36 protein-coding genes and 8 pseudogenes are annotated in these 24,339 nt (G+C 43.2%); 35 read left to right on the forward strand and 9 right to left on the reverse strand.

Annotated elements, in window-relative coordinates; genetic code table 11:
* Window positions 1-69: 69 nt before the first annotated feature.
* From MMY81_RS16620 to MMY81_RS16720, 29 genes and pseudogenes are all read left to right on the forward strand, one after another.
* Window positions 70-746, forward strand: a pseudogene (locus MMY81_RS16620) (uracil-DNA glycosylase).
* Between the two features lie 18 nt (window positions 747-764).
* Window positions 765-1,590: pseudogene (locus MMY81_RS36280) on the forward strand (aldo/keto reductase).
* A 340-nt stretch (window positions 1,591-1,930) separates the two neighbouring features.
* Window positions 1,931-2,692: pseudogene (locus MMY81_RS16630) on the forward strand (ammonium transporter); the annotation flags it as partial.
* Between the two features lie 145 nt (window positions 2,693-2,837).
* Entirely contained in the window at window positions 2,838-3,023 is a 186-nt protein-coding gene (locus MMY81_RS16635; RefSeq protein ID WP_252313728.1) for a hypothetical protein, read from the forward strand.
* 199 nt (window positions 3,024-3,222) lie between these two features.
* A pseudogene (locus MMY81_RS35435) lies at window positions 3,223-3,515 on the forward strand (DUF294 nucleotidyltransferase-like domain-containing protein); the annotation flags it as partial.
* Window positions 3,516-3,885: 370 nt separating this feature from the next.
* Window positions 3,886-4,023 (forward strand): hypothetical protein, encoded by a 138-nt coding sequence (locus MMY81_RS16650; RefSeq protein WP_252313730.1) that lies wholly within the window; start codon window positions 3,886-3,888, stop codon window positions 4,021-4,023.
* Window positions 4,024-4,117: 94 nt separating this feature from the next.
* On the forward strand, window positions 4,118-4,627 hold the full coding sequence (locus MMY81_RS16655) for an exonuclease domain-containing protein (protein WP_252313731.1): 510 nt from the start codon (window positions 4,118-4,120) through the stop codon (window positions 4,625-4,627).
* Window positions 4,628-4,858: 231 nt separating this feature from the next.
* Entirely contained in the window at window positions 4,859-5,206 is a 348-nt protein-coding gene (locus MMY81_RS16660; RefSeq protein WP_252313732.1) for a MerR family transcriptional regulator, read from the forward strand.
* A gap of 71 nt (window positions 5,207-5,277) precedes the next feature.
* Window positions 5,278-5,457, forward strand: a complete 180-nt coding sequence (locus MMY81_RS16665) for a hypothetical protein (RefSeq protein ID WP_252313733.1) — start codon at window positions 5,278-5,280, stop codon at window positions 5,455-5,457.
* A gap of 129 nt (window positions 5,458-5,586) precedes the next feature.
* Window positions 5,587-6,225 (forward strand): gluzincin family metallopeptidase, encoded by a 639-nt coding sequence (locus MMY81_RS34135; protein WP_308215352.1) that lies wholly within the window; start codon window positions 5,587-5,589, stop codon window positions 6,223-6,225.
* Window positions 6,222-6,458, forward strand: a complete 237-nt coding sequence (locus MMY81_RS34140; protein ID WP_308215353.1) for a hypothetical protein — start codon at window positions 6,222-6,224, stop codon at window positions 6,456-6,458. The genes MMY81_RS34135 and MMY81_RS34140 overlap by 4 nt, the downstream gene beginning before the upstream one ends.
* The gene (locus MMY81_RS34145; protein ID WP_308215354.1) at window positions 6,458-7,216 is read left to right on the forward strand and encodes a M3 family metallopeptidase; all 759 of its coding nucleotides are present in this window, start codon (window positions 6,458-6,460) and stop codon (window positions 7,214-7,216) included. Before MMY81_RS34140 ends, MMY81_RS34145 begins: the two co-directional genes overlap by 1 nt.
* Window positions 7,185-7,376, forward strand: coding sequence for a hypothetical protein (locus tag MMY81_RS34150; RefSeq protein ID WP_308215355.1), 192 nt, complete (start codon window positions 7,185-7,187; stop codon window positions 7,374-7,376). Before MMY81_RS34145 ends, MMY81_RS34150 begins: the two co-directional genes overlap by 32 nt.
* 14 nt (window positions 7,377-7,390) lie before the next feature.
* A pseudogene (locus tag MMY81_RS16675) lies at window positions 7,391-7,785 on the forward strand (hotdog fold thioesterase).
* Window positions 7,786-8,138: 353 nt separating this feature from the next.
* Complete coding sequence (locus MMY81_RS16680; protein WP_252313734.1) at window positions 8,139-8,342, forward strand: hypothetical protein; 204 nt, start codon at window positions 8,139-8,141, stop codon at window positions 8,340-8,342.
* A gap of 223 nt (window positions 8,343-8,565) precedes the next feature.
* Window positions 8,566-8,745, forward strand: a complete 180-nt coding sequence (locus tag MMY81_RS34155) for a hypothetical protein (protein ID WP_252313760.1) — start codon at window positions 8,566-8,568, stop codon at window positions 8,743-8,745.
* A 41-nt stretch (window positions 8,746-8,786) separates the two neighbouring features.
* Entirely contained in the window at window positions 8,787-9,074 is a 288-nt protein-coding gene (locus tag MMY81_RS34160; RefSeq protein WP_308215356.1) for an FIG domain-containing protein, read from the forward strand.
* Window positions 9,040-9,147 carry an inositol monophosphatase family protein gene (locus MMY81_RS34165; RefSeq protein WP_308215357.1) on the forward strand — a complete coding sequence of 36 codons (108 nt, stop codon included), beginning with the start codon at window positions 9,040-9,042 and terminating at the stop codon, window positions 9,145-9,147. The genes MMY81_RS34160 and MMY81_RS34165 overlap by 35 nt, the downstream gene beginning before the upstream one ends.
* Window positions 9,113-9,328, forward strand: a complete 216-nt coding sequence (locus MMY81_RS34170; RefSeq protein ID WP_308215374.1) for a hypothetical protein — start codon at window positions 9,113-9,115, stop codon at window positions 9,326-9,328. The genes MMY81_RS34165 and MMY81_RS34170 overlap by 35 nt, the downstream gene beginning before the upstream one ends.
* Complete coding sequence (locus tag MMY81_RS34175) at window positions 9,325-9,552, forward strand: 3'(2'),5'-bisphosphate nucleotidase CysQ family protein (protein ID WP_308215358.1); 228 nt, start codon at window positions 9,325-9,327, stop codon at window positions 9,550-9,552. The genes MMY81_RS34170 and MMY81_RS34175 overlap by 4 nt, the downstream gene beginning before the upstream one ends.
* 310 nt (window positions 9,553-9,862) lie before the next feature.
* On the forward strand, window positions 9,863-10,060 hold the full coding sequence (locus tag MMY81_RS16695; RefSeq protein ID WP_252313735.1) for a peptidoglycan-binding domain-containing protein: 198 nt from the start codon (window positions 9,863-9,865) through the stop codon (window positions 10,058-10,060).
* Window positions 10,061-10,074: 14 nt separating this feature from the next.
* On the forward strand, window positions 10,075-10,398 hold the full coding sequence (locus MMY81_RS16700; RefSeq protein ID WP_252313736.1) for a cell wall hydrolase: 324 nt from the start codon (window positions 10,075-10,077) through the stop codon (window positions 10,396-10,398).
* Between the two features lie 93 nt (window positions 10,399-10,491).
* Window positions 10,492-10,716: a hypothetical protein gene (locus tag MMY81_RS34180; protein WP_308215359.1), complete on the forward strand. Its 225-nt coding sequence runs from the start codon at window positions 10,492-10,494 to the stop codon at window positions 10,714-10,716.
* A complete protein-coding gene (locus tag MMY81_RS34185) occupies window positions 10,685-11,134 on the forward strand; it encodes a cation:proton antiporter domain-containing protein (protein ID WP_308215360.1) in 450 nt (149 codons plus the stop codon). Before MMY81_RS34180 ends, MMY81_RS34185 begins: the two co-directional genes overlap by 32 nt.
* On the forward strand, window positions 11,127-11,261 hold the full coding sequence (locus MMY81_RS34190; RefSeq protein ID WP_308215361.1) for a hypothetical protein: 135 nt from the start codon (window positions 11,127-11,129) through the stop codon (window positions 11,259-11,261). Before MMY81_RS34185 ends, MMY81_RS34190 begins: the two co-directional genes overlap by 8 nt.
* 50 nt (window positions 11,262-11,311) lie before the next feature.
* On the forward strand, window positions 11,312-11,689 hold the full coding sequence (locus MMY81_RS34195) for a cation:proton antiporter (protein WP_308215362.1): 378 nt from the start codon (window positions 11,312-11,314) through the stop codon (window positions 11,687-11,689).
* Window positions 11,690-11,748: 59 nt separating this feature from the next.
* Window positions 11,749-12,216, forward strand: a complete 468-nt coding sequence (locus MMY81_RS16710; protein WP_252313737.1) for an RDD family protein — start codon at window positions 11,749-11,751, stop codon at window positions 12,214-12,216.
* A gap of 166 nt (window positions 12,217-12,382) precedes the next feature.
* The gene (locus MMY81_RS16715) at window positions 12,383-12,613 is read left to right on the forward strand and encodes a hypothetical protein (RefSeq protein WP_252313738.1); all 231 of its coding nucleotides are present in this window, start codon (window positions 12,383-12,385) and stop codon (window positions 12,611-12,613) included.
* A 2-nt stretch (window positions 12,614-12,615) separates the two neighbouring features.
* Window positions 12,616-13,332 carry a DUF6612 family protein gene (locus MMY81_RS16720; protein WP_252313739.1) on the forward strand — a complete coding sequence of 239 codons (717 nt, stop codon included), beginning with the start codon at window positions 12,616-12,618 and terminating at the stop codon, window positions 13,330-13,332.
* Window positions 13,333-13,424: 92 nt separating this feature from the next.
* Here MMY81_RS16720 and MMY81_RS16725 read toward each other — a convergent pair whose 3' ends face one another.
* The 3 genes from MMY81_RS16725 to MMY81_RS16735 all read right to left on the reverse strand — a co-directional run bounded on the left by MMY81_RS16725 (window position 13,425) and on the right by MMY81_RS16735 (window position 14,846).
* Window positions 13,425-13,826, reverse strand: a complete 402-nt coding sequence (locus MMY81_RS16725) for a hypothetical protein (RefSeq protein ID WP_252313740.1) — start codon at window positions 13,824-13,826, stop codon at window positions 13,425-13,427.
* A gap of 137 nt (window positions 13,827-13,963) precedes the next feature.
* Complete coding sequence (locus MMY81_RS16730; protein ID WP_252313741.1) at window positions 13,964-14,584, reverse strand: PepSY domain-containing protein; 621 nt, start codon at window positions 14,582-14,584, stop codon at window positions 13,964-13,966.
* Window positions 14,550-14,846: a PepSY domain-containing protein gene (locus MMY81_RS16735; protein WP_252313742.1), complete on the reverse strand. Its 297-nt coding sequence runs from the start codon at window positions 14,844-14,846 to the stop codon at window positions 14,550-14,552. Before MMY81_RS16735 ends, MMY81_RS16730 begins: the two co-directional genes overlap by 35 nt.
* Window positions 14,847-15,026: 180 nt before the next feature.
* Here MMY81_RS16735 and MMY81_RS16740 point away from each other — a divergent pair, with 180 nt between their 5' ends.
* The gene (locus MMY81_RS16740; RefSeq protein ID WP_252313743.1) at window positions 15,027-15,677 is read left to right on the forward strand and encodes a class D sortase; all 651 of its coding nucleotides are present in this window, start codon (window positions 15,027-15,029) and stop codon (window positions 15,675-15,677) included.
* Between the two features lie 84 nt (window positions 15,678-15,761).
* Here the strand turns inward: MMY81_RS16740 and MMY81_RS16745 are convergent, their stop codons facing one another.
* The 3 genes from MMY81_RS16745 to MMY81_RS16750 all read right to left on the reverse strand — a co-directional run bounded on the left by MMY81_RS16745 (window position 15,762) and on the right by MMY81_RS16750 (window position 17,045).
* Window positions 15,762-16,397 (reverse strand): DUF368 domain-containing protein, encoded by a 636-nt coding sequence (locus tag MMY81_RS16745; protein WP_308215363.1) that lies wholly within the window; start codon window positions 16,395-16,397, stop codon window positions 15,762-15,764.
* The gene (locus MMY81_RS34200; RefSeq protein WP_308215364.1) at window positions 16,373-16,582 is read right to left on the reverse strand and encodes an undecaprenyl phosphate translocase family protein; all 210 of its coding nucleotides are present in this window, start codon (window positions 16,580-16,582) and stop codon (window positions 16,373-16,375) included. The genes MMY81_RS16745 and MMY81_RS34200 overlap by 25 nt, the downstream gene beginning before the upstream one ends.
* A 142-nt stretch (window positions 16,583-16,724) precedes the next feature.
* Window positions 16,725-17,045: a DUF3817 domain-containing protein gene (locus MMY81_RS16750; protein ID WP_252313744.1), complete on the reverse strand. Its 321-nt coding sequence runs from the start codon at window positions 17,043-17,045 to the stop codon at window positions 16,725-16,727.
* A gap of 251 nt (window positions 17,046-17,296) precedes the next feature.
* On the opposite strand from MMY81_RS16750, the gene MMY81_RS16755 reads away from it, so the two are divergent.
* The 5 genes and pseudogenes from MMY81_RS16755 (at window position 17,297) to MMY81_RS16770 (ending at window position 20,194) form a co-directional block, all read left to right on the forward strand.
* A complete protein-coding gene (locus MMY81_RS16755) occupies window positions 17,297-17,650 on the forward strand; it encodes a fatty acid desaturase (protein ID WP_252313745.1) in 354 nt (117 codons plus the stop codon).
* A 241-nt stretch (window positions 17,651-17,891) separates the two neighbouring features.
* Window positions 17,892-18,191: a fatty acid desaturase gene (locus MMY81_RS16760; RefSeq protein WP_252313759.1), complete on the forward strand. Its 300-nt coding sequence runs from the start codon at window positions 17,892-17,894 to the stop codon at window positions 18,189-18,191.
* Between the two features lie 301 nt (window positions 18,192-18,492).
* A pseudogene (locus tag MMY81_RS36285) lies at window positions 18,493-18,966 on the forward strand (hypothetical protein).
* Window positions 18,967-19,170: 204 nt separating this feature from the next.
* Window positions 19,171-19,503 carry an ATP-binding protein gene (locus MMY81_RS36290; RefSeq protein WP_308215365.1) on the forward strand — a complete coding sequence of 111 codons (333 nt, stop codon included), beginning with the start codon at window positions 19,171-19,173 and terminating at the stop codon, window positions 19,501-19,503.
* 91 nt (window positions 19,504-19,594) lie between these two features.
* A complete protein-coding gene (locus tag MMY81_RS16770) occupies window positions 19,595-20,194 on the forward strand; it encodes a response regulator transcription factor (RefSeq protein WP_252313746.1) in 600 nt (199 codons plus the stop codon).
* A 54-nt stretch (window positions 20,195-20,248) separates the two neighbouring features.
* On the opposite strand, the pseudogene MMY81_RS16775 reads toward MMY81_RS16770, so the two are convergent.
* The 3 genes and pseudogenes from MMY81_RS16775 to MMY81_RS16785 form a co-directional block, all read right to left on the reverse strand.
* Window positions 20,249-22,419, reverse strand: a pseudogene (locus MMY81_RS16775) (ATP-dependent Clp protease ATP-binding subunit).
* Between the two features lie 336 nt (window positions 22,420-22,755).
* Window positions 22,756-23,500: pseudogene (gene hemQ, locus MMY81_RS16780) on the reverse strand (hydrogen peroxide-dependent heme synthase).
* Between the two features lie 83 nt (window positions 23,501-23,583).
* Entirely contained in the window at window positions 23,584-24,309 is a 726-nt protein-coding gene (locus MMY81_RS16785) for an enoyl-CoA hydratase/isomerase family protein (RefSeq protein WP_308215373.1), read from the reverse strand.
* Between the last annotated feature and the right edge of the window lie 30 nt (window positions 24,310-24,339).

Here is a 24,339-nt window from a genome sequence, read left to right on the forward strand (position 1 = left end):
GCCCCGGAGGACGTTTCTATATAAGGGGCAGCGGGTATAGAAGGCAGATGCCCCAAAGGAGAATCGTTTATGAATATTTTAGAAAATGATTGGGCTCCACTTCTCGAACAAGAGTTTGAAAAAGAATATTATGAAGAACTCCGGCAGTTTTTGAAGAAAAGAATACACAGAGCATACCGTGTATCCGGATATGTACGATATTTATAATGCGCTTCATTATACAAGCTATGAGAATACAAAAGTCGTTATTTTAGGACAGGATCCTTACCATGGACCAAATCAGGCACACGGACTCAGCTTCTCGTGCAGCCGAAAGTGAAAACACCCCCATCCCTTCAGAATATTTTTAAAGAATTAGAGGAAGATCTTGGGTTGGAGCCTCCCGGTCACGGCTATTTAAAAAATGGGCAGAAGAAGGGGTTCTTCTTTTAAATACAGTCCTTACTGTCCGTAAAGCAGAAGCCAATTCCCATAAAAATAAAGGCTGGGAAACGCTTACGAATGAAATTATCAAAAAGATAAATGAAAAAGAAGATCCGGTGGTTTTTCTATTATGGGGGAAGCACGCGCAGTCAAAGCAGGAATTAATCACCAACTCGCATCATATGATTATTACCTCTGCCCACCCGAGTCCTTTTGCCGCCCACCGCGGGTTTTTCGGAAGCAAACCGTTTTCACGGACCAATTCGTTTTTAAAGAAAGCAGGACGGCCTGAAATAGACTGGTCTATTCCAGAAAATACGTAAAACGAGGAGAGACTTTATATGATAAATACATCAGAAGTATCGTTGAACAACGGAGTCAGCATGCCATGGGTCGGACTGGGCGTATACAAGGCTGAATCAGGAGCTCCTACAAAAAACGCAGTGCTTCAGGCTTTGAAAGACGGATACAGAAGTATTGATACAGCTTTTTTTATGGTAATGAGAAAGTGTAGGGGAAGCCATTCAGGAAAGCGGCGTTCCGAGAGAGGAAATTTTCCTGACGACGAAAGTATGGAATGACGAACAGGGATTTGAACAGACAATGGAGGCTTTCGAACGCTCCCGCAGAATCTCGGTGTCGATGTTATTGATCTGTACCTTATTCACTGGCCGGTACCGGGTAAGTATAAAGAAACATGGGGCGCAATGGAAAAGCTATATGAACAAGGAAAAGTAAAAGCGATCGGCGTCAGCAATTTTACAGAAGAGCATTTGGAGAATCTAATGAAGGAAGCGAAAATAACCCCTGCTGTAAACCAGGTGGAGTATCACCCGAAAAACGCGCAGAAAAAGCTGCTGGAGTATTGCGAAACGCACGGTATTCAGATGGAAGCGTGGCGTCGCTTGGAAGAGGGGATCTGCTGGAAGATGAAACGATTAAACAAATTGCTGATAGACACGGAAAAACACCGGCACAGGTTTAATCCGCTGGTGCCTGGAAACAAAAGTTGTTACGATTCCGAAGTCGATTACCCCGGAGCGGATCACCGCCAACGCCCAGGTGTTTGATTTTTCCCTGACAGCTGAAGATATTCAGGCTATTGACGGAATGAACGAAGATCAACGGTATGGTTATCACCCGGATGACTTTCCCTATGACAAATAAAAAAGAGTAAGTAGACACTTCCTACAAAAAAACTACCTGTGTTCAGGTAGTTTTTTTGTGTTGCATTGAAACCGCTATCACGCTTACAGCACTAAAAACAGCAAAAAATAGGTGAAATCATGCATTCTATTTGCATGTAAGATTATCTAACAAAATACTAGATTCTGAAAATTTAAAATGTAGAATAACATTAACGCAGAGATGTTAACTAAGTTTACATTTGAGAGGAGAGATTGTAGATGGATCCAATTTTTAATGAACAATCTGTGGGTTATGATCGCATTTATTCTAGTTATTCTTATGCAGGGCGGGTTTTTTTTTGGAGGCCGGCTCAACACGAATGAAAAACGCCGGACATATTGCCGGTAAGACAGTATTTACGTTAGGAATTGCATCTCTTGTTTTCTGGGCTGTCGGTTACGGCTTCATTTATGGAGAAAGTCTTGGAGGTATTATTGGTTTCTCTGATTTCTTCTTTGGAGATGCAACGACAATGTTGATGGGCTGGCTGGTTCCGTGACTTTATCTTTCAGCTTGGTTTCGCTGCGATTGATTAACGATTGCATTTGGCGGATTTTGCAGAAAGAGCTAAATTATCAGCTTATATCGTATTGCTCTATTATTTTCAGCAGTCGTTTATCCAGTAGTCGCTCACTGGATCTGGGGCGGAGGAGGATCAGCGAACTTGGCAAGCAGGACTTGCCGGTTCAACGGTTTTCACTTAACTGGTGCAATGGCTGCAATGGCCGCAACGATTTTACTTAAACCGCGTATTGGTAAATTTAATAAAGATGGTTCTCCTAATGAACTAGCAGGACATAATCAGGTATTTACCGCTCTCGGTGTTCTTCTATTATGGGTAGGTTGGTTTGGATTTAACGCCGGTAGTACATTTGGCGTAGACGACGCATTCTTTGGCTTTGTTGCCCTTAATACACAAATCGCAGCAGCGGGCGGAGCAGTAGCAGCTCTTCTTATCGCTTGGGCGATTATCGGCAAGCCGGATGTACCTACTATGTTAAACGGTGCACTTGCAGGACTTGTAGCTATTACAGCATCCTGCGCATTCGTTGATCCGTGGGCTGCAGTAGTAATTGGTATTATTGGCGGACTGATCGTATTTGGAAGCATGAAGCTCGTAGAGAAGCTTGGTATTGATGACCGATCTTCGCTATCTCCGTTCACGGCGCAGCAGGTATCTGGGGTACCCTTTCTACAGGATTCTTTGCAACGCCGGCGTTGCAGAAATGAACGGCGGACGTGCCGGATTGTTCTACGGCGGCGGCTTTACCCAGCTTGGTGTTCAGGCAATCAGCGTTCTTGCATGCGGAATCTTCGCGTTTGTTGCAGCTTATGTACTGCTTCTTATTACAAAAGGAATCACGGGAGGCCTCAGAGTTTCTGAAGAAGAGAAATTATGGGTCTTGATATAAGTGAACATGGCAGCTATGGTTATCCTGAAGCATGAAAGCAGCAGAATCCAACAATTCTGAATCAAAGACAGGAGCGTAATATGACAAAATCTTCCGTATCTCCGCAGGAGGGCAAAGGCCCTCTTCACCTTCTTATGAGTCCTATGAAGATATTAAACAGCTCAAAGAGTCCCAGGTAAACGAGATTGCAGAAGACCCAATGAAGCTCAATGACGCACATGATGAGTGGATTAAGGAAACCATTGCTCTTGCTATACAAAAAGTAGAAAGTGAGCGGGGACCTTCTCCCGCTCACTTTGCTTTTTTTCTAATGGGAAGCGCCGGACGTAAGAACAGGCGACATTCAGCGATCAGGACCATGGGATTGTATTTGAAGGCAGTGATGAAGAGCATCAGTCCTATTTTCTAAAAGTAGGCGAAGAAATACGTGAAGGTATGGCTCATATTGGCTATCCCCGCTGTGAGGGAAAAGTAATGGCTTCGCATCCCCGCTGGTGCCACAGCGTAGATGGATGGAAAGAGCAGATTGACGGCTGGATCGAAACGGATACATGGGAAACACTGCGGCACCTGCTGACCTTTGTGGATGCAAGAACGCTCATAGGGGAAGCGGGTTTTCTGGAGGAAATCAAAAGCTATGTATTTCAAAAGGCAGAAGAAAACCCTGCTTTGTTAAAGCGGATGTCTGAAAACACCTCGTATCTGCATAAGGGAGTCAATGCTTTGGCAGGCTGCTGCCTGATGATAAAGGTCCTTATACAGGATCTATGCATATTAAAGATGTCGGCTTTTTCCCTTATGTACATGCAATGAGGCTTCTGGCGATAAAGAGGGCATTCAAGAGGCAGGAACAGCGAGCCGGATGGATCAGACAAGTGAAAAATACCCGTATGTACAGGGGAAAAAGGATCATTTTAACCATATGCTGAACCTGCGGGCTTCTTTTTCAAAAAAGCAGAAAACGTATGATGATGTGCATTATGTTCCGGTGAAGAGCTGAACAAAGAAGAAAAGCAGCAGTTAAAGAAAGCATTAAAAGAGGGAAAACAACTGTTTCAACAGACTAAAAAACATATGGAGTCAGGTGACCAGTAATGGTAATGAATAATATGTTTCAGTGGGTACGTCACTTTTCAGGAGTAGACCAGTCCAACCCTCAGCATCAGTCATTCATGAGACATCTGCAAAAAGAATTAAAAGCGGAACAGCCGCTGACAAAGCCTATATCTTCTCTCCGGATCACCGTGCTGGATCTGGAAACCTCCGGATTTTATCCGGATGGAGGGGACAAAATTCTTTCTATCGGAGCTGTTAAAATCAAAAACAGCAAAGTACAGACAGATGAAACATTTTATACAACGGTCCAGGAGCCGGATGCTCTATCCAAGGAAATTGAAGAACTTACCGGCTTAAATAAGGAAGAGCTGCGTGAGGCTCCGCTGCTGGCAGATGCGTTGACCTCATTTTATAATTTTGCGCAGACGGATCTTCTCGTTGCCCACCACGCGAGTCATGAAAGGAAATTTCTGCAGCACGCCACCTATCAGGCAATTGGTACAAGTTTTAAGCACCGTCTGCTGGATACATCATTTTTGATAAAATAGCTGCTCCCGATCATGCCCTTCACACGCTCGACGATTGGTGCGGGCATTATAAAATCCCTGTAGAAAACCGGCATAACGCCCTGGGGGATGCAGTGATGACGGCAGAGCTGTGGAAAAAGGCCGTAGAGCAGACAATGGAACAGGGATTTGAAACACTTCATGATGTATATGCTCATTTAAATAGCCGGACAAGATAATCATATCTTAAATGGAGAAAAGGAGGAGAGGAGGGTGAAAGGCCATATTCCCCGCCATACCGCATGTTTTCCTATCAGCGTAGTGCAAGAGTTAACTCATTTATCCGCACGTCAAATACGATACTACGAGGAACAGGGGCTGATTTCTCCGGAAAGAAATCAGGGTAATCAACGGCTGTTTTCACTAGCAGATATTGACCGGTGCAGCGACATTAAAGAGCTCATTGACCAGGGGTTGAACATAGCCGGTATTAGAACCGTGCTGGCTGCTAAAAAAACATCAAAAGAAAAAAAGATGAATGTGCCGAAGCGTTCCATTCCTAAAGAAAATCTGGATAAACTACAGCCTCATTTAAAAAAACTAGATGAGCTGGAAAACTAAAATGAGTCTTTGTTCTTCGTTTAATGATAGAGTACAACGGGTATTTCTATCACTACGGAGGTGTTGTAAGCATGGCTTATATTCTAATTGATGACATGCAGATTCCTGCAGTGAAGTACGAAGAGAAGGAAGCCGCTAAAGAAGCCGCTGCCGAAAAAGAAGTCGTTGTAGAAGATAATAACAATAAATTCTGGGTAATAGACGAAGAAAGCTACGCTAAAATTGAAGGGTTTGGCTATACCATTGTCTAATACCTGATTCCGAAGGTACTGCTTTTATAATGAAAAGCAGTACTTTTTTCTATACTTTGCCTCCAGTGCTGAAGGAAATATATGATATACTATTATTACGGAAACCGAAATAAAAAGGAGTGAATAGTAATGAATACCTCTTTATCTCTGCAATGGAATTTGGATTCTATCTTTTCAGGAGGCAGTGATTCAAACGAGCTTCGTAACTACGTGGACACTTTTCATCAGCATTTAAATAAACTTGAAGAAAAGCTTGTGGCTGTGAAGACGCCGGAAGACGAAAAAGAAGCCGACGAATGGCTTACGTTACTAACAGACCTGCAGCAGCTGTCTGCAGAATTTCAAGAAATTTCTGCCTTTATCGGCTGCCTGAATGCACAGGACATGAATGATACAAAAGCCCGGCAGTGGCAGGGCAATATTAAGCCGTTCCGTTCCCGGATCGGTGCCTGTGCTTCTGAACTGGATGCTCATATTGCTAAAATGGATCCGATGCTGTTTGAGAAACTGCAGCACACCGAAAAAGGAAAGCCTATCGCCTTTGCCCTGAAAGAAAAAAAGCAGTGGGCCGAGAAGAAATTATCACCGGAACAAGAAAAGCTTGTTGGAGAACTTTCTCAGGACGGCTATCATGGCTGGAGTGAAATGTACCAGACTCTGGTAAGCTCGCTCTCGATTCCATTTGAAGAAGACGGAAAAACATCTTATTTATCAGCCGGACAGGCACAGAATAAACTAGAAAGCAGTAATAGAGACAAGAAAAAATGATGTTTAAAAAGTGGGAAGCAGCCTGGGGCGAAAAAGCAGATCTGTTTGCAGAAACACTTAATCATCTATCCGGCTTCCGCCTGGGTCTTTATGAAAAAAGAGGGTGGGAAGATCCTTTAAAAGAGCCGCTGCTGATTAATCGAATGAGCAGGGATACACTCGACTCCATGTGGAGTGCAATCGAGGGCATGAAGCCGCTGCTGTATACATATATGGAGCGTAAAGCCTCTTAATGGGCGTGGAGAAACTGGAGTGGCATGATGTTCATGCGCCTTTGGCGCAGCAGGAGATGCCTCGCATCTCGTTTGATGAAGGGGCGAAATTGATTACGGAACAATTTGAAGACTTCAGCCCAAAACTGGCGTCTTTTACCAAACTGGCGTTTGAAAACAGCTGGATCGAAGCAGAAGACCGGGAAAACAAAAGGCCGGGCGGATTTTGTACAACTTTTCCTATAAGTAATGAAACAAGAATTTTCATGACGTATGAAGGAACACCGTCCAACCTGGCGACGCTGGCACATGAAATCGGACATGCTTACCACCAGCATGTAATGGAAGGCCTGCCTTATTACTCTACACGCTACGCCATGAATGTAGCGGAAACGGCCTCAACGTTTGCAGAACAGATTATTGCGGATGCATCGATTAGAGAAGCTAAAACGAAAGAGGAAAAAATATCGCTTCTGGATGCCAAAATCAATCGGGGAATGGCATTTTTTATGAATCTTCACTCCAGGTATTTGTTTGAAACCAGATACTATGAAGCAAGAAAAAACGGATGGCTGTCGGCTGCAGAAATCAGTACGATTATGACGGAAGCTCAGCGGGAAGCCTATGGGGACAAGCTGCATTCCTACGACCCTCATTTTTGGGCATCCAAGCTGCATTTTCATATGACCGGTGTCCCTTTTTACAATTTCCCATATACATTCGGCTATTTATTCAGCATGAGTATTTATGATAGCAAAACAAGAAGGAACGGCTTTTGAAGAAAAATATACGGCGCTTCTTCGCGACACAGCAAGCATGACGACAGAAGACCTTGCCTGGAAGCATCTTAATGAAGATATCACCGCAGTCGAATTTTGGGAAAGTGCAGCAAAAAGCCTGTTAAAGGATACGGAAGATTTCATGAACCTCACAAAGTAAAGGGAGCGATTGGAATGGCAGAAGAGGTGCAGTATGAAACGTTGATGGAGGCGTTGAATATTCGTATCGTCACGCTCGAAAAAAGAAAAAGTTGTGGCGGAAATGCCGGTAGATGGGAAGAGTGAAGCAGCCGTTTGGGCTTTTGCATGGAGGAGCGTCCGTGGCTCTTGCTGAAACTGCAGCCAGCGTGGGAGCTTACAATCTGGTCGATCAGGATAAACAGTTTGTGGTAGGCCTGGAGATCAACGCCAACCATATCAGGAGCAAAAAAGATGGAATAGTTACAGCGGTTGGTGTTCCTCTGCACGTAGGACGATCTACGATGGTCTGGGAAGTGAAGCTGACGGATGAAGAAAATAAGCTGCTTTGCGTGTCCCGTTGTACGATCGCAGTGAGATCAATACAGTAAGCAGAAAGGCCGTCCTAAATAGGGCGGCTTTTTTATGGGTTCAGCAAAGGAACCAGAACGAAAATTCCAATTAAGACACCCAGTATAAAAATGATTATATTTCTAATGGTCATAGATATCCTCCTTTTTTCCATTTTTTTGATCGTATCATATTTTCTCAAAAAGGGTCACAGAGTTGCTACTTAACCGTGACAATACAAGATGCTATACTATACAAAGCACAGAAAGCCGAAAGCAGGTGACGTATTAATGAATATTTCTATTCGGGCTTTGTTGGAAAAGATGGAAGAAGAAGAGCTATTTTTGATCTCAGATCATGCAGATAAAGAAGAAGAAAGCAGAAGTGAAAGCTCATGCACGAATATTGGAAGCATATTGTGGTGTGGCTGACGGCCTCTGATAAAGGTGCCGAACAGAGCCGGAAGCAGGCACCCAAGGCTCCAGAAACACGACCCGCCTCCATCCAGCAGGTAAAGGAGTCCACAGGTTCCCAGCCTGCCTCCACTGTTTCCAAGGAAGAGCTTCCCTCAACGGATGGCAGTTTATTTGATTTTTAAACAGAAATCTAAAGGAGAATAACTATGTGGAAACTATTTATTATTCTAGGAAGCGCTGAACGCGGCTGTTGCTGTCGGATTCGGTGCTTTTGGAGCGCACGGGCTTTGAAGGACGTATCAGCGCAAGGCTGATAGAAGTTTTATCAGACCGGCGTCCAGTATCATATTATGCATGCGCTGGGTCTTCTGGCCATTGGGCTGGTGGCAGCTCATATAGGCGGAAGTGCACTCATCGCCTGGTCAGGGCTGGCTGTTGTTTGCCCGGCATTATTATCTTTTCAGGCAGTCTGTATACAATGGCTTTTACAGGGATAGGCTGGCTTGTGGAGCGATTACGCCTATTGGCGGAACCGCCTTTATTGCGGGCTGGATTCTGCTTGTTATTGCAGTTATTAGAGCTTAATAATGTATAGATGTGTTAAACAGTAAAGAGAGGATGTTTTGATGTATAGAGATCTTATATTTTCATTAAAAGATATAGCAGTAGCGGCCGGAATTGATATTATGGATGTGTATTCCGGAGATATGGAGGTGGAGCATAAAGACGATGACTCCCCTCTTACGATAGCCGATAAAAGAGCCCATCAAATTATAGCAGCCGGTCTGGAGAAACTGGATGCGGATATTCCTGTATTAAAGCGAAGAGGGAAATATTGCTTCCTACGAAGAGAGAAAGAACTGGAAAAAGTTCTGGCTCGTGGATCCATTGGACGGCACGAAGGAATTTATTAAAAAGAACGGTGAATTCACCGTGAATGATATTGCGCTGATTGAAGATTCTTTTCCGGTTCTGGGCATTATTTAATGCACCTGCTCTTGATACGTTATACATAGGAGCAGGAGAAAAAGGGGCGGTGAAGATAGCTCAGGCGTCCAACCGCGGTTTTTGCTTCTTTGATGAAATGTGGAGTATGGGAGAAATCATCTCGCGCTTGCTTCCGGAAGGACCGGCTGAAGTAGTAGCGAGCCGCTCTCATATGAAATGAGGAAAACAGAAGCCTTTATTAATGAGTTAAAAGAAACACATGACCCGGTAAACGTCGTTTCTGCGGGAAGTTCGCTGAAATTCTGCCTGGTTGCAGAAGGACAGGCACATTTTTACCCTCGTTATGCACCTACGATGGAATGGGATACAGCGGCAGGGCAGGCAGTAGTGGAAGCAGCCGGCGGCTCCGTATTGGATGGACAGCAAAAATCGCTTTGTCTATAACAAAGAAAACCTGAAAAATGGCTGGTTTTTAGTGAAAGCAGAATAGAAATGAAGTAAAAAGCAGCATTTAAAGACCCTTTCTAAAAGGGTCTTTTTTGTTTCACGTGAAACGTATGCATGGAAAAGGAGAAATGTTGGGTAGGTAAATAATTACTGAAAAGTGAAAATAATGAGTTGTTTTCGTTCACTTTAAGGTAAAGTAATGGCAAAGGAGGGATTCAATGTTTAGTAACAAATGGCTTGTTTCGGGTTTTATTGCCCTTATTATGATATTAGGTTTTTCTGTCGACTCGAAAACAGGCGCAGGCAAATGAAACAGGTTAATCTTCAGGATCAAACAGTAATCAATATTCAGGACAAGCTTCGAAATATGAATTACTTAAACTCTGTTTCAACGGGGCACTACGGACCAATGACTACGGAGGCAGTAAGACAGTTTCAGGCTGACTTCGGGCTTCGGCAGATGGCGTTGCAGGACCGGCTACTATTAACAAACTGGATGAAGTAACATCTATCGCCCAGGTGGTTTATGGCGAAGCCAGAGGAGAATCGTATGAAGGACAGGTAGCTGTAGCTGCTGTCATTAAGAACAGAATAGAATCTTCAGAATTTCCATCCTCTGCTTCAAGTGTAATCCATCAGGTGAATGCATTTACTGCAGTACAGGATGGGCAGTATTACTTAACTCCAGATGCGACAGCATACCAGGCTGTAAAAGACGCATGGAGCGGCTGGGATCCATCAGCCGGCGCAAATTACTATTATAACCGGTTGATGCTACATCTTCCTGGATTTTTACAAGAAACGCCAAGACTATCTATCGGTAAGCACGTATTTGCTGATTGATAGATAAGCTGTCTCTTTAAAGAGGCAGCTTTTTTGTTTTTTAGATAATCGGGTAGATAGGAAAGGAGTGCTGGCAGGAAGAAAGGGGAAAAAGTGACTGAATACACCCATCATATTCTTATACTTATTTTTATAGGCTTTGTTGTGTTTACTCTTGATAAAAAGAGTGCCTTTTTTCCGGTACCAATGGTTCTGCTGATCATTGGCCTTGGATTGTCTTTTTTACCTTATTTTGAGCCGCTGTATTTAACAAAAGATATTATATTTATTTTTTCTTCCGGCCTTATTGTTTACTTCTGCTTACAAGTTTCCGATTAAAAGCTTAAAGAAGAATGCAATAACTATTACGATGCTGGGGACTATTGGATTAATGGCAACGATTGCGATATTCGGACTGGTTATATATTTCACTGCACCTGCCTTTGTGGAACTTTCGCTGGTAGCTGCATTTCTCATCGCATCGATTTTGGCTCCTACTGATCCTGTTTCTGTTACCGCCATTTTAGAAAAAACGTCAGATGACCCCAATGTATCAACGATCGTAGAAGGAGAATCAATGATAAATGACGGAACGAGCATCGTGATTTTCACTATTATTTCAGCAATGTTCGTTAGTGGAGAAACGTTTTCCATTGGCTCCTTTGCCGGTGAGTTTTTACTCGTTTCGGCAGGGGGCATCGTTTTGGGAATTACTGGCAGGATGGCTGGTCAGCAAAGCGGTGCACTGGATGCATAATCATACCTATCAGGTAATGCTGAGTCTAATTCTAGCGTATGGAAGTTTTTATATAGCAGAAGCAGCAGGGGTATCTGGTGTACTTGCCGTCGTCTCAGCAGGAAATTTTTCTTTCCGGAACCTTTAGTACAATGAGAACGAAGAAAGTCTTCGGTCCTATTTGGATGGTTTTTGGAAGTGGTGGAACCAGTCATTTTATCATTAATTTTTCTTCTTATAGGCATTCAAGCCGCAGAGTATCTTATATTTGATCAATGGATATTTGCAGCCATTTTATTCATATTTTCTCTTTTAGTGCGTTTTGTTGTAGTTGGAGGAATGCTTCATAATATCTTTGGCTATTCATCCCGGTTCAGCTGGCCGTCGGTATCCATTATTACTTGGTCCGGCATGAAGGGAACAATGTCTGTGGCGCTGCTGCTGAGTATTGAAGCTGCGGCAGGCAGCCAGGCTGATATAATTATTTCTCTAAGCTTTGCAGCCATTGTTCTTTCCTTAATTGTGCAAAGTATAGGGGAGTACCCTCTTACAAAAAAGTTGGAAAACAAGTCATAAGTAATGTTATTCTATTATAGTAGATTGAAGGAATAAAAAGGAAATCAGGGGTAATAAGCATGTCAGGACAGCCGGGTGGTTTTTGGAGAAGACTTGCAGCCAACATTATTGATGGGTTTATTGTCGGTATTGCCGGTCTTATTATTGGACTTATTGTTGTTACCATTTTTGGAGCAGAAACTTCTTCTTCTCCTGATGAAGGATGGAGCATAGGAGTCGACTTCGCTAATAACAGCATCAGTCTTCTCTACAGTTTAGCTCTGCCGGTACTTTGGTCCGGTTACACGGTCGGTAAAAAAGCATTGGGCATTCGTATTGTGAAGAAAGACGGAAGCAATGTAGGGATTGGTGCTATGCTGATGAGAGTGATAGTAAGCGGTATCGTTTATCTTCTCACATTAGGCATAGGCGTTATCGTATCCATATTTATGGTAGCGATACGCGAAGATAAGCGGGCGATTCATGATTTTATCGCTGGTACTCAAGTAACGACATCTCTTCCTCCTGCAAAAGAAGAAGCGCATTAAGACTATCCTCCAGTTAACTTCTGGAGGATTTTTTTAACAAATTAAGGAAAAGAAGTTTTAGAAATGGGAATTAAGGGCATTAAAAAAGTACTTGCTTATTTTATCTGGAAATAAGTACGCATCCCAGAACCTACATACAAACAATCAAATAAGGGGAGATTAACAAATGAAAAAGAAATCAGCAGTACTTACGCTGGCAGCAGCAACAGCAGTAGCTGTTCCATCCCAGGCTTTTGCAGAGGAAACTCCTGATGCGGTTTCTATTCTGGAAGAATCGAACAAAGCGATGATGGAGCTGGAAAGCTATTCGAGTGAAACGATGATGGAACAGACGGTTACTGATCCAATGATGGAAGGCGGTTCGTTACGACGACCACACATTCTACAGAAGATGTAGTAATGAATCCTTTCTCCATGAAGCAGACAGCAACTACTTCAATGGAAGGGGAAGCAGACACAACGCTTGATTCTTATTGGACAGAAGACGGCTTTTATCAGCAGGATGTAGATGGAAGCTGGATTAAGCTGGATGATTCATTTACAGGGGATATTAACGAACTAATGGCAATGTCTCAAAGCGGAGCACAAATGGAACAAACGGCCGCTCTTGGAGAAGACATGTCCGTGGAGGACGCAGGAGACAGTTACATCCTTACTTATGAAGGAGAAGGAGACGAGCTGATGGAATCTGCTGAGGAAATGCTCACTTCCCTTATGCCTGAAGAAGATACCGGTATGATGGCAGCCGCCATTTTTGAAGATATCACAGTAAACGATCTTGAGTATGTCATGACGATAGACAAAGAAACACACTATATGACAGAAACAACAATGAATATGGACATGGATCTATCTATTGAAGAGGAAAGCATTAATATTGTGCAGAATCTGGATATGTCCGTATTCAACTTTAACGGTGTAGATGAAATCGTTGTGCCTGAAGATGTAGTGAACAGTGCAGTACCAATGGACGCACTGGTAGAAGAAGAGATGGAAGAAGGCGGAGCGCTTCCTGACACAGCAACAAACAATCCATTCTATGCTGCTGCAGGAGCACTAGCGGCCGCAGCAGCCGGAGGCATGCTATTCTTCCGCCGCAGGTTTGCACGCAGCTAATAGTACCAAAAAACAAAGCCGTGGATTCATGGCTTTGTTTTTTTATGTATAAAAAGAAAGGTTCCACACTGAGGTTACTTTATATGAAGTAATTAATTAAGGAGTTCTTGAAGCCGAATAGAGGTAGCTCTATCAGCCAAATACACCTTATTCTCATGACCGATCAGTATTACAGCAAACCTTCCATCCGGCTGCTCTTCCGCCTGCATTAATCTTGTATCTTCGTCGGATAAATAAATCACTAGGTCATAATCTGAATCGTTCATTTTAATATTGGATAATTCTGCTTGATCCATTACCTGTTGAAATAGAAGAAGATCTTTATCTTCTTTATAATTCCGTGTTACTTTTTCGTTTATTCCGCCCAGCCCTTTCGAGGGAGAAACTTGTACTTGTTGAATCTTTTCTCCGGCGATTACCGGAATTTTTGTTTGGCAGCTGCTTAAAACAAGAATGATACATAGGATGATAGTATAATTCCATTTTTTTCTCATAGTGACCTCCTTTTTCCTTTATTTTACATAAATAAAAAGAAACGGTACATAGGAAATGAAACATACTACATCGTTTAAAATCCCTTCCGGCAGTCCGGAAGGGATTTCTTTTGATTCATATATGAGCGGACTATTTATTAATCGTCGTAGTCGACTTTCATCACATCGCCGGTTTCTGCATCAACATCCACATCAACTTCGTTGTTGTTATTGTCGTAAAGCTCCATTTCATAGTGCATTCTGCCATCGTCATCATCGAGTTCAATTTCTTTAACGGAAGCTCCGCTGCCAACTTCCTTCACAGCGATGGTTTTTGCATCATCCATGCTTACAGCCAGGCCGTTGGTGGAAGAAGCAGATTCGCGCTCCTGGTCATCATCGTCGTCATTGTCTCTATTCGAAGCAGCATCACTATCATTAGTCTGCTTGTTTCCAGAGCCGCTTATTCTTTCTTTATCGTCTTCTTTGATGAATTCCCCTGTTTCTGCATTATATTCCAGCTCGTATTCGAACTCGCTGCCTGTGATATCAATATCATATTTATACACACCGTCATCAGAATCGAGATCTACATCTGTTACAGTACCTGGATAATCCTGCTTAGCGATTTCACTGATTTCCTCTGCTGACAGCAGGTTGTTTTTTGCATCTTGTTTAGACGTGCTTACAGATTCCTTGTCATCCTCTTTGATGAATTCTCCCGTTTCCGCATTGTATTCTACTTTACTTATACTCCTCCCCAATAATATCCAAATCATATTTCTTCACGCCATCATCCGATTCCAGGTCGATATCGACTACTTTGCCCGGATAATCCTGTTTAGCAATCTCGCTGATTTCTTCTACAGATAGAAGTCCGCTGTTAGTATTATGCTCTTCCTGATTTTCTGTCTGTTCCTGTTCCTGCGAGACACCGCCCACCACTTCATCATTATCGGCAGAAGCGGAAAATTGATTCATTCCAACTGCAGCTCCTCCAAGACCTACTACACATGCACTTGCAATCATAAATTTTTTCATTTTGTATTGCCTCCTTGTTTGATTTGTTACCCTTATCATAAAGGCCTAAAATGAAAGAACACTGAATGCTTTATGAGAAAAGGATGAGAATTCCATAAGGGTTTCATTGATTTACTCATTCTGGAAGAATATCGGATCTTACCGTATAATGGGGAGCATACATAAAAGAGGGAGGCCCACATGGAAAAACTCTATATACTAATTATGTGCACGGGTCTGGCCGTGGCTGGTTACTTTGGTTATCAATGGTGGCAGGGGAGCCAATCGATGGAAACCATTTCAATAGAAGAAAGCGAAACTGAAGCTCCTGCTGAAACCAATAAGGCAGAGGCGGAGGAAGTGCCTATAGAAGAATCAGATAGTACGGATGCTGCAGAAGAGGAAACCGTGCCTGTCATGAGCGATGAAGTGACCGGTTACGAGCAGGGGGAAGAAATGGCCCGTCTGGAGATTCCTAGAATTGAAAATGCGTATCAAACGTTCTGGGGAGCAGATGATGCCACGTTAAAGCAGGGCGTGGGAATGTATGTGAGCGAATGGACGACGACTCCGGATCAAAAACGTCATACGGTACTGAGCGGACATAGAGATACCGTGTTTACGGAATTGGGGGAACTCGAAACCGGGGATATGCTGACTCTGGAATACGAAGGCAAACGATATGAGTATGAAATATCAGAAACGTGGATTACAGATAAAGACGATCGGACGGTCATTGTTGATAAAGAGAGTCCAACGCTGACATTGACCACCTGCTATCCACTGGACTATTTGGGTAATGCTCCAGACCGTTACATTATTCAGGCAGATCTCGTATCCGTTTCTGAATAAATTTTTTCTCTATAAAAAGAAACACCCGATCTTCAAGGATGCGCTGTTATAAGCGTCCTGAAGTGCCGGGTGTTTCTTTTTGTGTTATATTTTGCTGTTATTAATCTGACCTAAGATTATAGCCAGGCCGAGTCCAAGAAGAAACATGACAACACTTGCGAAAAAGAGTCCGATGCTTCCCGGAATACCTGGAAAAACGACGAATAGCGAACCAATAAGAAGACCGATCATCGTAGCGTACGTGCCAACCGAATGATTACGAAGCAGGAAGTGAATGAATTTACTCATAATAAGAATACCAACTACAATACCCAGGCCGACCACGATGATAACAAGAAAGTTCAAAGAAGAGACAGCAGCAATGACCGTAGGGTAAGCACCAATAATGAGAAGAACAAACGAACCACTCACTCCAGGCAGCAGCATGGCAGAACTTGCCAGCCATCCTGCAAAGAATAAAAATACATAGCCGCCAAGCCCAATGGAGGTCATAATCTGTCCGGTATCGTCCTGGAAAAAGCCTGATGCGATAACAATCGCAGCGGCCACAGCTAAAATAGTATAGTGTCTGGCTGTGAAAGCCCGGCGGTAGTCAGCTTCCCTCATAAGAAAAGGAATCGTACCTAAAATTAAACCGATAAAAAGAGAGAAGGTAGGCTCGGGATAATCGGCCAGAAGAAATTCAATCACATTGCTCAGCGCAAGGATCGCTGTACCCATCCCGATACCAAGAGGAATAAAGAAACCGAGCTGGCTTTTCCATCTTTTGTCGTTAATTTGTTAATACCGTCAATCAACCGTGCATAGATACCAAGTATCAGCGCCATGGTGCCTCCGCTTACCCCGGGGATGACGTCGCTCGTGCCCATAATAAAGCCGCGCAGCAGATTTTTCCATTCAATCATCTTATGTACTCCTTTAATTGCATTTTCAAAAAACAATCTGTATCTGTTATATCATGTTTATCGAAAAAATACGATAACTACCTTTAAACGGCAGAAAAGCCTGTTCCGCATCAAAAACGGACAGGCTTTTCATGTTTCTTTATTACTGTCCGAAAGTAAGCGGCGTTATGCCTGTTTCTTCTTCCCGTCTCAGACTCTTTTCAAAAACAAACGGACCAAATGGTATCACCGAGACGACCATGGCAACCAAGGCGCGCAGAAACGACCAGCGTCGCTGTACCCATACGACAAGAACCAGGGCAATATAAATAGTAAAGAGACCGCCGTGGGCTGCTCCTACAATAGTAACCGCCATATCCATACCGGCCATATATTTAAGAGGCATAGCTAAAAACAGCAGGGCAATAAATGAGATTCCTTCAATAATTCCAGTGAGACGCAGAGGTTTAAGCATAGAACGCATATGTTCATGTGCTCCTTTCTGTATTATCTGTTTAAAAGCATAGCACAGCATGTTCCTGAAGAACAAATGAAGGTTTTATGGCAGATGAACAAAAGAATGTATTCTATAGAATGGAAGTTAACAGGAAAAAAGTATATGACAACTGTCATATGAGCAATTGACTTTCATGACTTATAACTTAATACACTTCCCTATATGATAAGGGTATAAACAATAAACACACACGCCTATAGAAATGGGAGAGATTATATATGAGTAAAGCTAAACAGGCTCAATTACGAAAAACGGTAGCACCGTTTGAAAAATCAGATCAGGCAAAAAGCATCAAACAGCTTGTGAATACGATTATTCCATTCCTTACCTTATGGTTTCTGGCCTATCAAAGTTTATCGATTTCTATCTGGCTCAGCCTTCCCTTATCCATTATGGCGTCCGGCTTCGTCGTAAGAACATTTATTATCTTTCACGACTGCTGCCACCAATCGTTCTTTAAAAGCAAAAAAGCCAACTCTATTCTAGGTACAATAACTGGAATTATTACGTTGTTTCCTTTTGAAAAATGGAAAAAGAGCATTCCATTCACCATGCAACAAGCAGTAACTTAGATAAACGGGGCGTCGGCGATATTTGGGTGATGACCGTAGAAGAATACAAAGAAGCGTCACATTTGAAAAATTCTCCTACCGCTTGTACCGTAACCCGCTGGTTTATTCGGTCTCGGACCATTTTATCTTTTTCTTATTACAAACCGTTTCAACCGTAAAGGTCCAAGACGCAAAGAGCGTATGAACACGTATATTATTAATGCTCTATTGTTTATTTACGGTGTATTGATTGCGTCATCGGATGCAGGCATTCCTGCTCGTTCAGGGACCAATCTTGTTTGTTTCCGGTTCTCTTGGCATTTGGCTTTTCTATGTAGCATCAATTCGAAGATTCGTATTTCGAAGAAGAAAGCGAATGGGATTTTTTAAAGCAGCAGTAGATGGCAGTTCGTATTACAAGCTTCCAAAGGTGCTGCAGTGGGCAAGTGGAAACATCGGCTACCACCATGTACACCATCTCAGCCCGCGCGTACCAAACTATAACCTTGAGCAGGCTCATGAATCCTTTACAACAGGCTACAACAATTACGCTTGGTTCTAGTTTGAAATCTATTCGTTTCCGTCTCTATGACGAAAAGAATAAAACGTTGTAGGCTTTCGGGAAATAAGAAAGCGACATTAAAAGAAAACGCAATATTGGATAGGCAAAAGCGAGCTTTCAGGAAAAGTAACACCATATGAAGCCATTCCTAACAAAACGGGAATGGCTTTTTATAGAAATGCAGAGATTATGACACATAGAACATAAGAACAGTGCTAGAAGGAATATAAGCGAATTGTCTGATATACTTACAGTAGGAAATACAAGAAAACAAAGACACCAAGCCTTTAAGGAGACCGCTATGAATAACTGGTATCAAATTTTTCCGAAAAACACATGGCTCAGCACGTATGTGTGGATATTCTTTCTGCTCCGTTTATTTTATTTTTCGTCCGCCGTTTCCTGATATATTCTGGGCGTGATTTTATACTATTATTTTTCGTTGCGTACCGCTTGACCTTCTTGTCATCTCTGGCTTGTTTATTTTTGGGTAGGGGTCGCGATCGCATCAGCGTCATTATACTCTTTTTTACGGCTACGTTTATTTTCTCTTTTCCTTGCTTTTTTTATAGGAAATGTGAAGCATAAAAACATTTATATTTTGTACGGTATTCATTTGTTAACTACTATTGTGACGATTAATATTATGTTTTTTATGGAAAATGAATTATTTCTTTCCCAGTTTCCTTTTATCGTGATCAGCGTCTTGGTATTATCCTGCTGCCATTTAATACATTCAACCGAAAAAACGGGAAAAGCTGGAAGGGCAGCTTGAAGATGCCAACCGTAATTTCTCAAATGGTTGTCATGGAGGAGCGTCAGCGGATTGCAAGAGATCTCATTGAACTTCAGAAACTCTCGCTTGTAGCTTAAAGATCGATCTGCCGGGAAGCTGATTGATGCCAATCCGGAAGCAGCCAAACGGGAAATCAGTGACATCAGTCAGACATCACGGACTGCTCTAAAAGAAGTCAGGGAAATGGTATCAGATATGCGGGGAACAAAGCTGAAAGATGAATTAATCCGCATTGAACAGGTTTTAAAAGCGGCTGAAGTGGAATTTACTATTAAAGATGAAACGGTGCTTGAAAAAACACCGCCGCTTGTGGAAAATGTGCTCAGCATGTGCTTAAAAGAAGCGGTGACGAATATCGTAAAACACAGTAAAGCAACAACCTGCCTGGTAGAACTTCGGGAATCAGGGGATGAACTGAGCATTCGTGTGAAAGACAATGGGACTGGTATAGAAGGGAAAATAGATCCTACAAAGAAAACGGCCTCCACGGAATGGAGGAGAGGCTGGAGTTTGTAAACGGCAGTCTGACGATGTTATCGAAAGAAGGAACAGAGCTCTATATTCGGGTACCTACTGTTATCACACAAAGAAAACAGGAGGGGATGGCATGATAAAGATAGTAATTGCAGAGGATCAGGGAATGCTTCTAGGAGCACTTGGCTCTATTTTGGATCTGGAAGAGGATATGACAGTTATCGGCAAAGCCAAAAACGGCCAGGAGGCAGTTACGCTCGTCAATCAGCATGCCCCTGATATTTGTGTTATGGATATTGAAATGCCAGTAAAAAGCGGTCTCGATGCAGCAGAAGAGTTGAAAGACCATCCATGTAAAATTATCATACTAACAACATTTGCCAGACCCGGCTATTTTGAAAGAGCCCGAAAGGCAGAAGTAGGCGGCTATCTATTGAAAGACAGCCCGAGTGAAGAGCTGGCCGATTCAATCCGGGTTATTATGAAAGGACGACGTGTCTACGCGCCGGAGCTCGTTGATATGGTTTTTCAAAACGAGAATCCGTTGACAGACCGGGAAAAGCAGGTGATCGAGCTGATTGCAGATGGCAAAAATACAAAAGAAATTGCCAGTGAGCTGTTTATCACAAACGGTACGGTTAGAAACTATATATCGATTATTTTTGACAAGCTTGGCGTCAGTAACCGGATTGAAGCTATCTCTTACTTTAAAGAAAAAGGCTGGTTCAAATAAAACATATGTAAAAGCCGAAGACCCTTTGTACAGGGCCTTCGGCTTTTTTGGATATTAATTTTGTTGAGAGGAGACGCGGGCGTTATTGGTTACGCTAATTTTATCATTAACTAAGCTGACGGTAATATGCTCTAATTTGTCTTCATCAAGCATGAGATCCGCAATGCCGTCTTCGACCTGCTCTGCGATAACGCGGCGGAGAGGTCTGGCACCAAAGGCTGGATCGTAGCCCAGATCAGCAAGCTTTGCTTTTGCTTCATCGGACACTTCTACCTTCATGTCTTGTTCTTGTGCAGCTTCTACGATTTCAGAGAGCATAATGTCAACGATAGTAATCAAGTCTTCCCGTTTCAGTTCGCCGAACTTAACGATACTGTCAAAACGGTTAAGAAATTCGGGCTTAAAGGTGTTTTTAAGCGATTCTGTGACCTTTGGCTCTTCGTCATCCTGGCTGCCGAATCCAACGCTGACTTTTTTCAGTCCGGTTCCTGCATTGGATGTCATAATGATTACTGTATCTTTAAAGCTTACCGTACGTCCCTGGCTGTCCGTCAGGCGTCCATCTTCCATGATCTGCAGAAACATGTGCTGCACATCAGGATGCGCCTTTTCAATTTCGTCCAGGAGAATGATGCTGTAAGGCTTGTGGCGTACTTTTTCCGTAAGCTGACCGGCATCTTCATGGCCTACATAGCCTGGAGGAGAACCGACAAGCTTCGATACGGAGTGCTTTTCCATATACTCACTCATATCAAGCCGGATCATTGCTTCTTTATCTCCGAACATTTCTTTGGCCAAAGACTTGGACAGTTCCGTTTTACCTACGCCTGTAGGACCGACAAATAGGAAGGATCCGATAGGACGGCTGCCGCGGCGCAGTCCGGCCCGGTTTCTGCGAATGGCTCTTGCTACTTTCTGCACAGCGTTTCCTGACCGATAACATCAGCATTCAAACGTTCCGGCAGGTCTTTCATTTTCTGTTGTTCGTTTTTGTAGACGACGGACAGGAATGCCTGTTTTGTTTTCGATAATCTGCTGGATCACGTCTACCGTTACTTCTGCTTTATTTTGGCTGACGGATTCTCCAGCTGCCGCTTTATCACGCTGTTCGGTTAAGCGGGTTTCTTCATCGCGGAGCTGTGCTGCTTTTTCGTAATTTTCCTGCTGGGTTGCTTTTTCTTTTTCTGCTGCAATCTGTTCAGACGGCTTTGAATTTCAAGTTCATCATCACTGCTGTGGAGCAGGTTAATCTTAGATCCGGCCTCGTCCATCAGATCAATGGCTTTATCCGGAAGAAACCTATCCTGAATATAACGGCTGGAAAGAGCTACACACGCGTCGATTGCGTCTTCTGTATACGAGACCTGATGGTAGGCTTCGTAATTCGGCTTCAGGCCGTTAAGAATCGCAACGGCATCCGTGCTGTTTGGTTCATTGACCATCACAGGCTGGAAACGGCGCTCGAGAGCGGCATCTTTTTCGATTTTTCTATACTCAGCCAGTGTAGTAGCACCAATAATCTGTACCTCGCCTCTGGCCAATGCGGGCTTCATAATGTTACCAGCATCAGAGGAGCCTTCGGCAGATCCAGCGCCAACAATTTGATGGATCTCGTCAATAAATACAATAACATCCTGTCTATCCTGCAGTTCCTGCAGCAGCTGTTTCATACGCTCTTCGAATTGACCACGTACGCCGGTATTAGCGACGAGGGAGGATACGTCGAGCAGATATATTTTCTTGTTTTTCAGCTTGTTTGGCACGTCGCTTTCCAAAATCTTTAAAGCAAGTCCTTCTGCAATAGCTGTCTTACCAACGCCGGGCTCACCAATAAGAACCGGGTTGTTTTTGTTGCGGCGGTTCAAGGTTTCAATCACTCGATCTACCTCTTTATGACGGCCGATAACAGGATCAATCATACCGGCGCGTGCAGCGTCTGATAGATTTTTTCCTAGATCATCAAGCAGACCGCCGCCGCCTTTGTTTCCGCCGCCTTTGCCGGCAGAAGGCTGCTGGCTTCCTGCCTGGGAATTCATCATGTTTTGAAAAAACTGATCAAATGGGGACTGCCCCGGCTGATTGCCAAATCCACTGGAAGGCTGCTTCATTTCCTGGCGGATTTCGCGGTAGCATACGTCACATAGGTTCATTTTCTGCTGGTGTCCATTTATATTCATATTTAATTCAATACGGGCTTCTCGTTGTTCACAATGTTCACATCTCATAGTAGTGAACCTCCTTTTATCTTTTAATAGAAAAGATAATGCATCTTAATAATTAATAAGTGTAGTAGTGTTACTTGAAAAAATCAAAGAAGTTGCTTTGACTTTGACTATCTTTGATCTTATGATTTTATTATATACTGACCTTCTTTGACTTTCAAGTATTTTTACCTGTTTTATTAAAAAAATTCCTTTTTAGGTCTGTACATGCAATATATGATGAAAAGTAATTACAGATAGTATTAGTAAGTCCGTTTGACATGTATTTCCTTAATCATAGAAAGTTAAACACAAAAAAAGCATCCGGAATTGTTCCGGATGCTGTGTTACGTTAGCTGTTTAGATGTGAAAGAAGGATTCTGCTTTATCTGGTTCCAGCAGGTTTCCCACATAGAAAGGTCCGAATTTGCCATAGCGGGCGGACACTTCATCAAATCTCATTTCATAAATGATTTTCTTAAATTGAAGGGCTTCGTGGGCGAATAGAGTAACACTCCATTCCCAATCATCCAGACCCGCGGAGCCTGTAATGATCTGCTTGACCTTTCCGGCATACTTTCTCCCCGTCATACCGTGGGCACGCATTAACTCCCGGCGCTCTTTAATAGGAAGGGAATACCAGTTGTCATCACCTTCACGCTTTTTATCCATTGGATAAAAGCAGATGTGATTCCATTTAGGAAGCACAGGATAAATACGGCTGCGGAGTTCCGGATTCTCCAGCGGGTCCCCACCGTCTTTAGGCGGCATATAGTTTCCCAGTTCTACTACGGATACATAAGAATAGGAAGGGATCGTATAATCAGCCAGTCTTGTTGAAGGCATTTTCAATATCATTTAGATCATTCATCGTCGGACGCAGAAGCATGAAAATCAAGTCCGCTTTTTGGCCGACAATCGTATAAACGGCATGACTTCCGCCACCGTTGTCTTCGACCTGCTGCCAGTCCTCAAGCATACGAATAAATTCATTTACAATGCTGTGGCGCTCTTCGCCGGACAGCTTCTTCCACTCGGTCCAGTTGATCCTGCGGAGATCATGCAGACAAAACCAGCCGTCGAGCGTTTGGGATGCTTCACTCATATATGGTTCACTCCTTTATCTAAAACCTGCTCACGATGTCTACTATACCATAGGTTCACAGGTCTTCAAAAGCGGGAACCAATCTACTTTTTCAAGAAACGAAGAAGGGCGTCCTTATGTTCCTGGCTCTGTCCGGCTTCTCTCTGGGCCGTTACTTCCATCTCAAGAACTTCTGAGAGACTGTGTTCAAATCCCTGCTTCATGTTCTGCTTGGCCAGACCATAGGCAGCAGGGGGAATAGCGGCTAATTTATGAGCATATTCTTCCGGGTTTCCAATAGCGGTGATCAGGTTAATCCGGAAAGCTTCTTCTGCCGATATGGTCTGACCGAGCGTAAGTTCCATCGCCTTTCCTAAACCGACAAGACGGGGGAGGAAGTAGGAAGCTCCTGCGTCGGGGACAAGGCCTATTTTTAAAAAGCTGAGCGCTAACTTGGCCCGGCTGTCAGCAATCCTATAGTCGCAGGCCAATGCAATACTTAAACCCGCACCAACTGTTACGCCGTTTAAATAGGCAATGACCGGCTTAGTGATACTGTCTATAAATAGAACGAGCCGGTTATAGGTAAACTGCAGATAGTCGCCGTAATCGAAGCTTTCCGCGCTGTCCGACGAAACACTTTTTAAGTCGGCCCCCGCGCAGAAAGCATCCCCGGACCCCTGGAGGATCACAACTTTAACTGTGCTGTCACCGGCCGCTTCCTGAAAACAGTCGTAGAGCTCTTCGTGCATTTCTGTATTTAAAGCATTTTTTACTTCAGGGCGGTTCAGGGTAATCAAGGCTATTTGATCCTTTACCTCATATAAGATATTGTTTCACGTGAAACCCTCCTTTAAAAG

The organism is Sinobaca sp. H24 (assembly GCF_023845525.1).

What these genes read in the sequence shown, in the direction of transcription:
- MMY81_RS16635 (WP_252313728.1), top strand. Translation starts at nt 2,838, where the DNA reads ATGAACGGCGGACGTGCCGGATTGTTCTACGGCGGCGGCTTTACCCAG.
- MMY81_RS16650 (WP_252313730.1), top strand. Translation starts at nt 3,886, where the DNA reads ATGGATCAGACAAGTGAAAAATACCCGTATGTACAGGGGAAAAAGGAT.
- MMY81_RS16655 (WP_252313731.1), top strand. Translation starts at nt 4,118, where the DNA reads ATGGTAATGAATAATATGTTTCAGTGGGTACGTCACTTTTCAGGAGTA.
- MMY81_RS16665 (WP_252313733.1), top strand. Translation starts at nt 5,278, where the DNA reads ATGGCTTATATTCTAATTGATGACATGCAGATTCCTGCAGTGAAGTAC.
- MMY81_RS34135 (WP_308215352.1), top strand. Translation starts at nt 5,587, where the DNA reads ATGAATACCTCTTTATCTCTGCAATGGAATTTGGATTCTATCTTTTCA.
- MMY81_RS34140 (WP_308215353.1), top strand. Translation starts at nt 6,222, where the DNA reads ATGATGTTTAAAAAGTGGGAAGCAGCCTGGGGCGAAAAAGCAGATCTG.
- MMY81_RS34145 (WP_308215354.1), top strand. Translation starts at nt 6,458, where the DNA reads ATGGGCGTGGAGAAACTGGAGTGGCATGATGTTCATGCGCCTTTGGCG.
- MMY81_RS34150 (WP_308215355.1), top strand. Translation starts at nt 7,185, where the DNA reads ATGATAGCAAAACAAGAAGGAACGGCTTTTGAAGAAAAATATACGGCG.
- MMY81_RS16680 (WP_252313734.1), top strand. Translation starts at nt 8,139, where the DNA reads ATGCACGAATATTGGAAGCATATTGTGGTGTGGCTGACGGCCTCTGAT.
- MMY81_RS34160 (WP_308215356.1), top strand. Translation starts at nt 8,787, where the DNA reads ATGTATAGAGATCTTATATTTTCATTAAAAGATATAGCAGTAGCGGCC.
- MMY81_RS34175 (WP_308215358.1), top strand. Translation starts at nt 9,325, where the DNA reads ATGAGGAAAACAGAAGCCTTTATTAATGAGTTAAAAGAAACACATGAC.
- MMY81_RS16695 (WP_252313735.1), top strand. Translation starts at nt 9,863, where the DNA reads ATGAAACAGGTTAATCTTCAGGATCAAACAGTAATCAATATTCAGGAC.
- MMY81_RS34190 (WP_308215361.1), top strand. Translation starts at nt 11,127, where the DNA reads ATGCATAATCATACCTATCAGGTAATGCTGAGTCTAATTCTAGCGTAT.
- MMY81_RS16710 (WP_252313737.1), top strand. Translation starts at nt 11,749, where the DNA reads ATGTCAGGACAGCCGGGTGGTTTTTGGAGAAGACTTGCAGCCAACATT.
- MMY81_RS16715 (WP_252313738.1), top strand. Translation starts at nt 12,383, where the DNA reads ATGAAAAAGAAATCAGCAGTACTTACGCTGGCAGCAGCAACAGCAGTA.
- MMY81_RS16720 (WP_252313739.1), top strand. Translation starts at nt 12,616, where the DNA reads ATGAATCCTTTCTCCATGAAGCAGACAGCAACTACTTCAATGGAAGGG.
- MMY81_RS16725 (WP_252313740.1), bottom strand. Translation starts at nt 13,826, where the DNA reads ATGAGAAAAAAATGGAATTATACTATCATCCTATGTATCATTCTTGTT.
- MMY81_RS16730 (WP_252313741.1), bottom strand. Translation starts at nt 14,584, where the DNA reads ATGATTTGGATATTATTGGGGAGGAGTATAAGTAAAGTAGAATACAAT.
- MMY81_RS16735 (WP_252313742.1), bottom strand. Translation starts at nt 14,846, where the DNA reads ATGAAAAAATTTATGATTGCAAGTGCATGTGTAGTAGGTCTTGGAGGA.
- MMY81_RS16740 (WP_252313743.1), top strand. Translation starts at nt 15,027, where the DNA reads ATGGAAAAACTCTATATACTAATTATGTGCACGGGTCTGGCCGTGGCT.
- MMY81_RS16745 (WP_308215363.1), bottom strand. Translation starts at nt 16,397, where the DNA reads ATGGGTACAGCGATCCTTGCGCTGAGCAATGTGATTGAATTTCTTCTG.
- MMY81_RS34200 (WP_308215364.1), bottom strand. Translation starts at nt 16,582, where the DNA reads ATGATTGAATGGAAAAATCTGCTGCGCGGCTTTATTATGGGCACGAGC.
- MMY81_RS16750 (WP_252313744.1), bottom strand. Translation starts at nt 17,045, where the DNA reads ATGCGTTCTATGCTTAAACCTCTGCGTCTCACTGGAATTATTGAAGGA.
- MMY81_RS16755 (WP_252313745.1), top strand. Translation starts at nt 17,297, where the DNA reads ATGAGTAAAGCTAAACAGGCTCAATTACGAAAAACGGTAGCACCGTTT.
- MMY81_RS16760 (WP_252313759.1), top strand. Translation starts at nt 17,892, where the DNA reads ATGCAGGCATTCCTGCTCGTTCAGGGACCAATCTTGTTTGTTTCCGGT.
- MMY81_RS36290 (WP_308215365.1), top strand. Translation starts at nt 19,171, where the DNA reads ATGGTATCAGATATGCGGGGAACAAAGCTGAAAGATGAATTAATCCGC.
- MMY81_RS16770 (WP_252313746.1), top strand. Translation starts at nt 19,595, where the DNA reads ATGATAAAGATAGTAATTGCAGAGGATCAGGGAATGCTTCTAGGAGCA.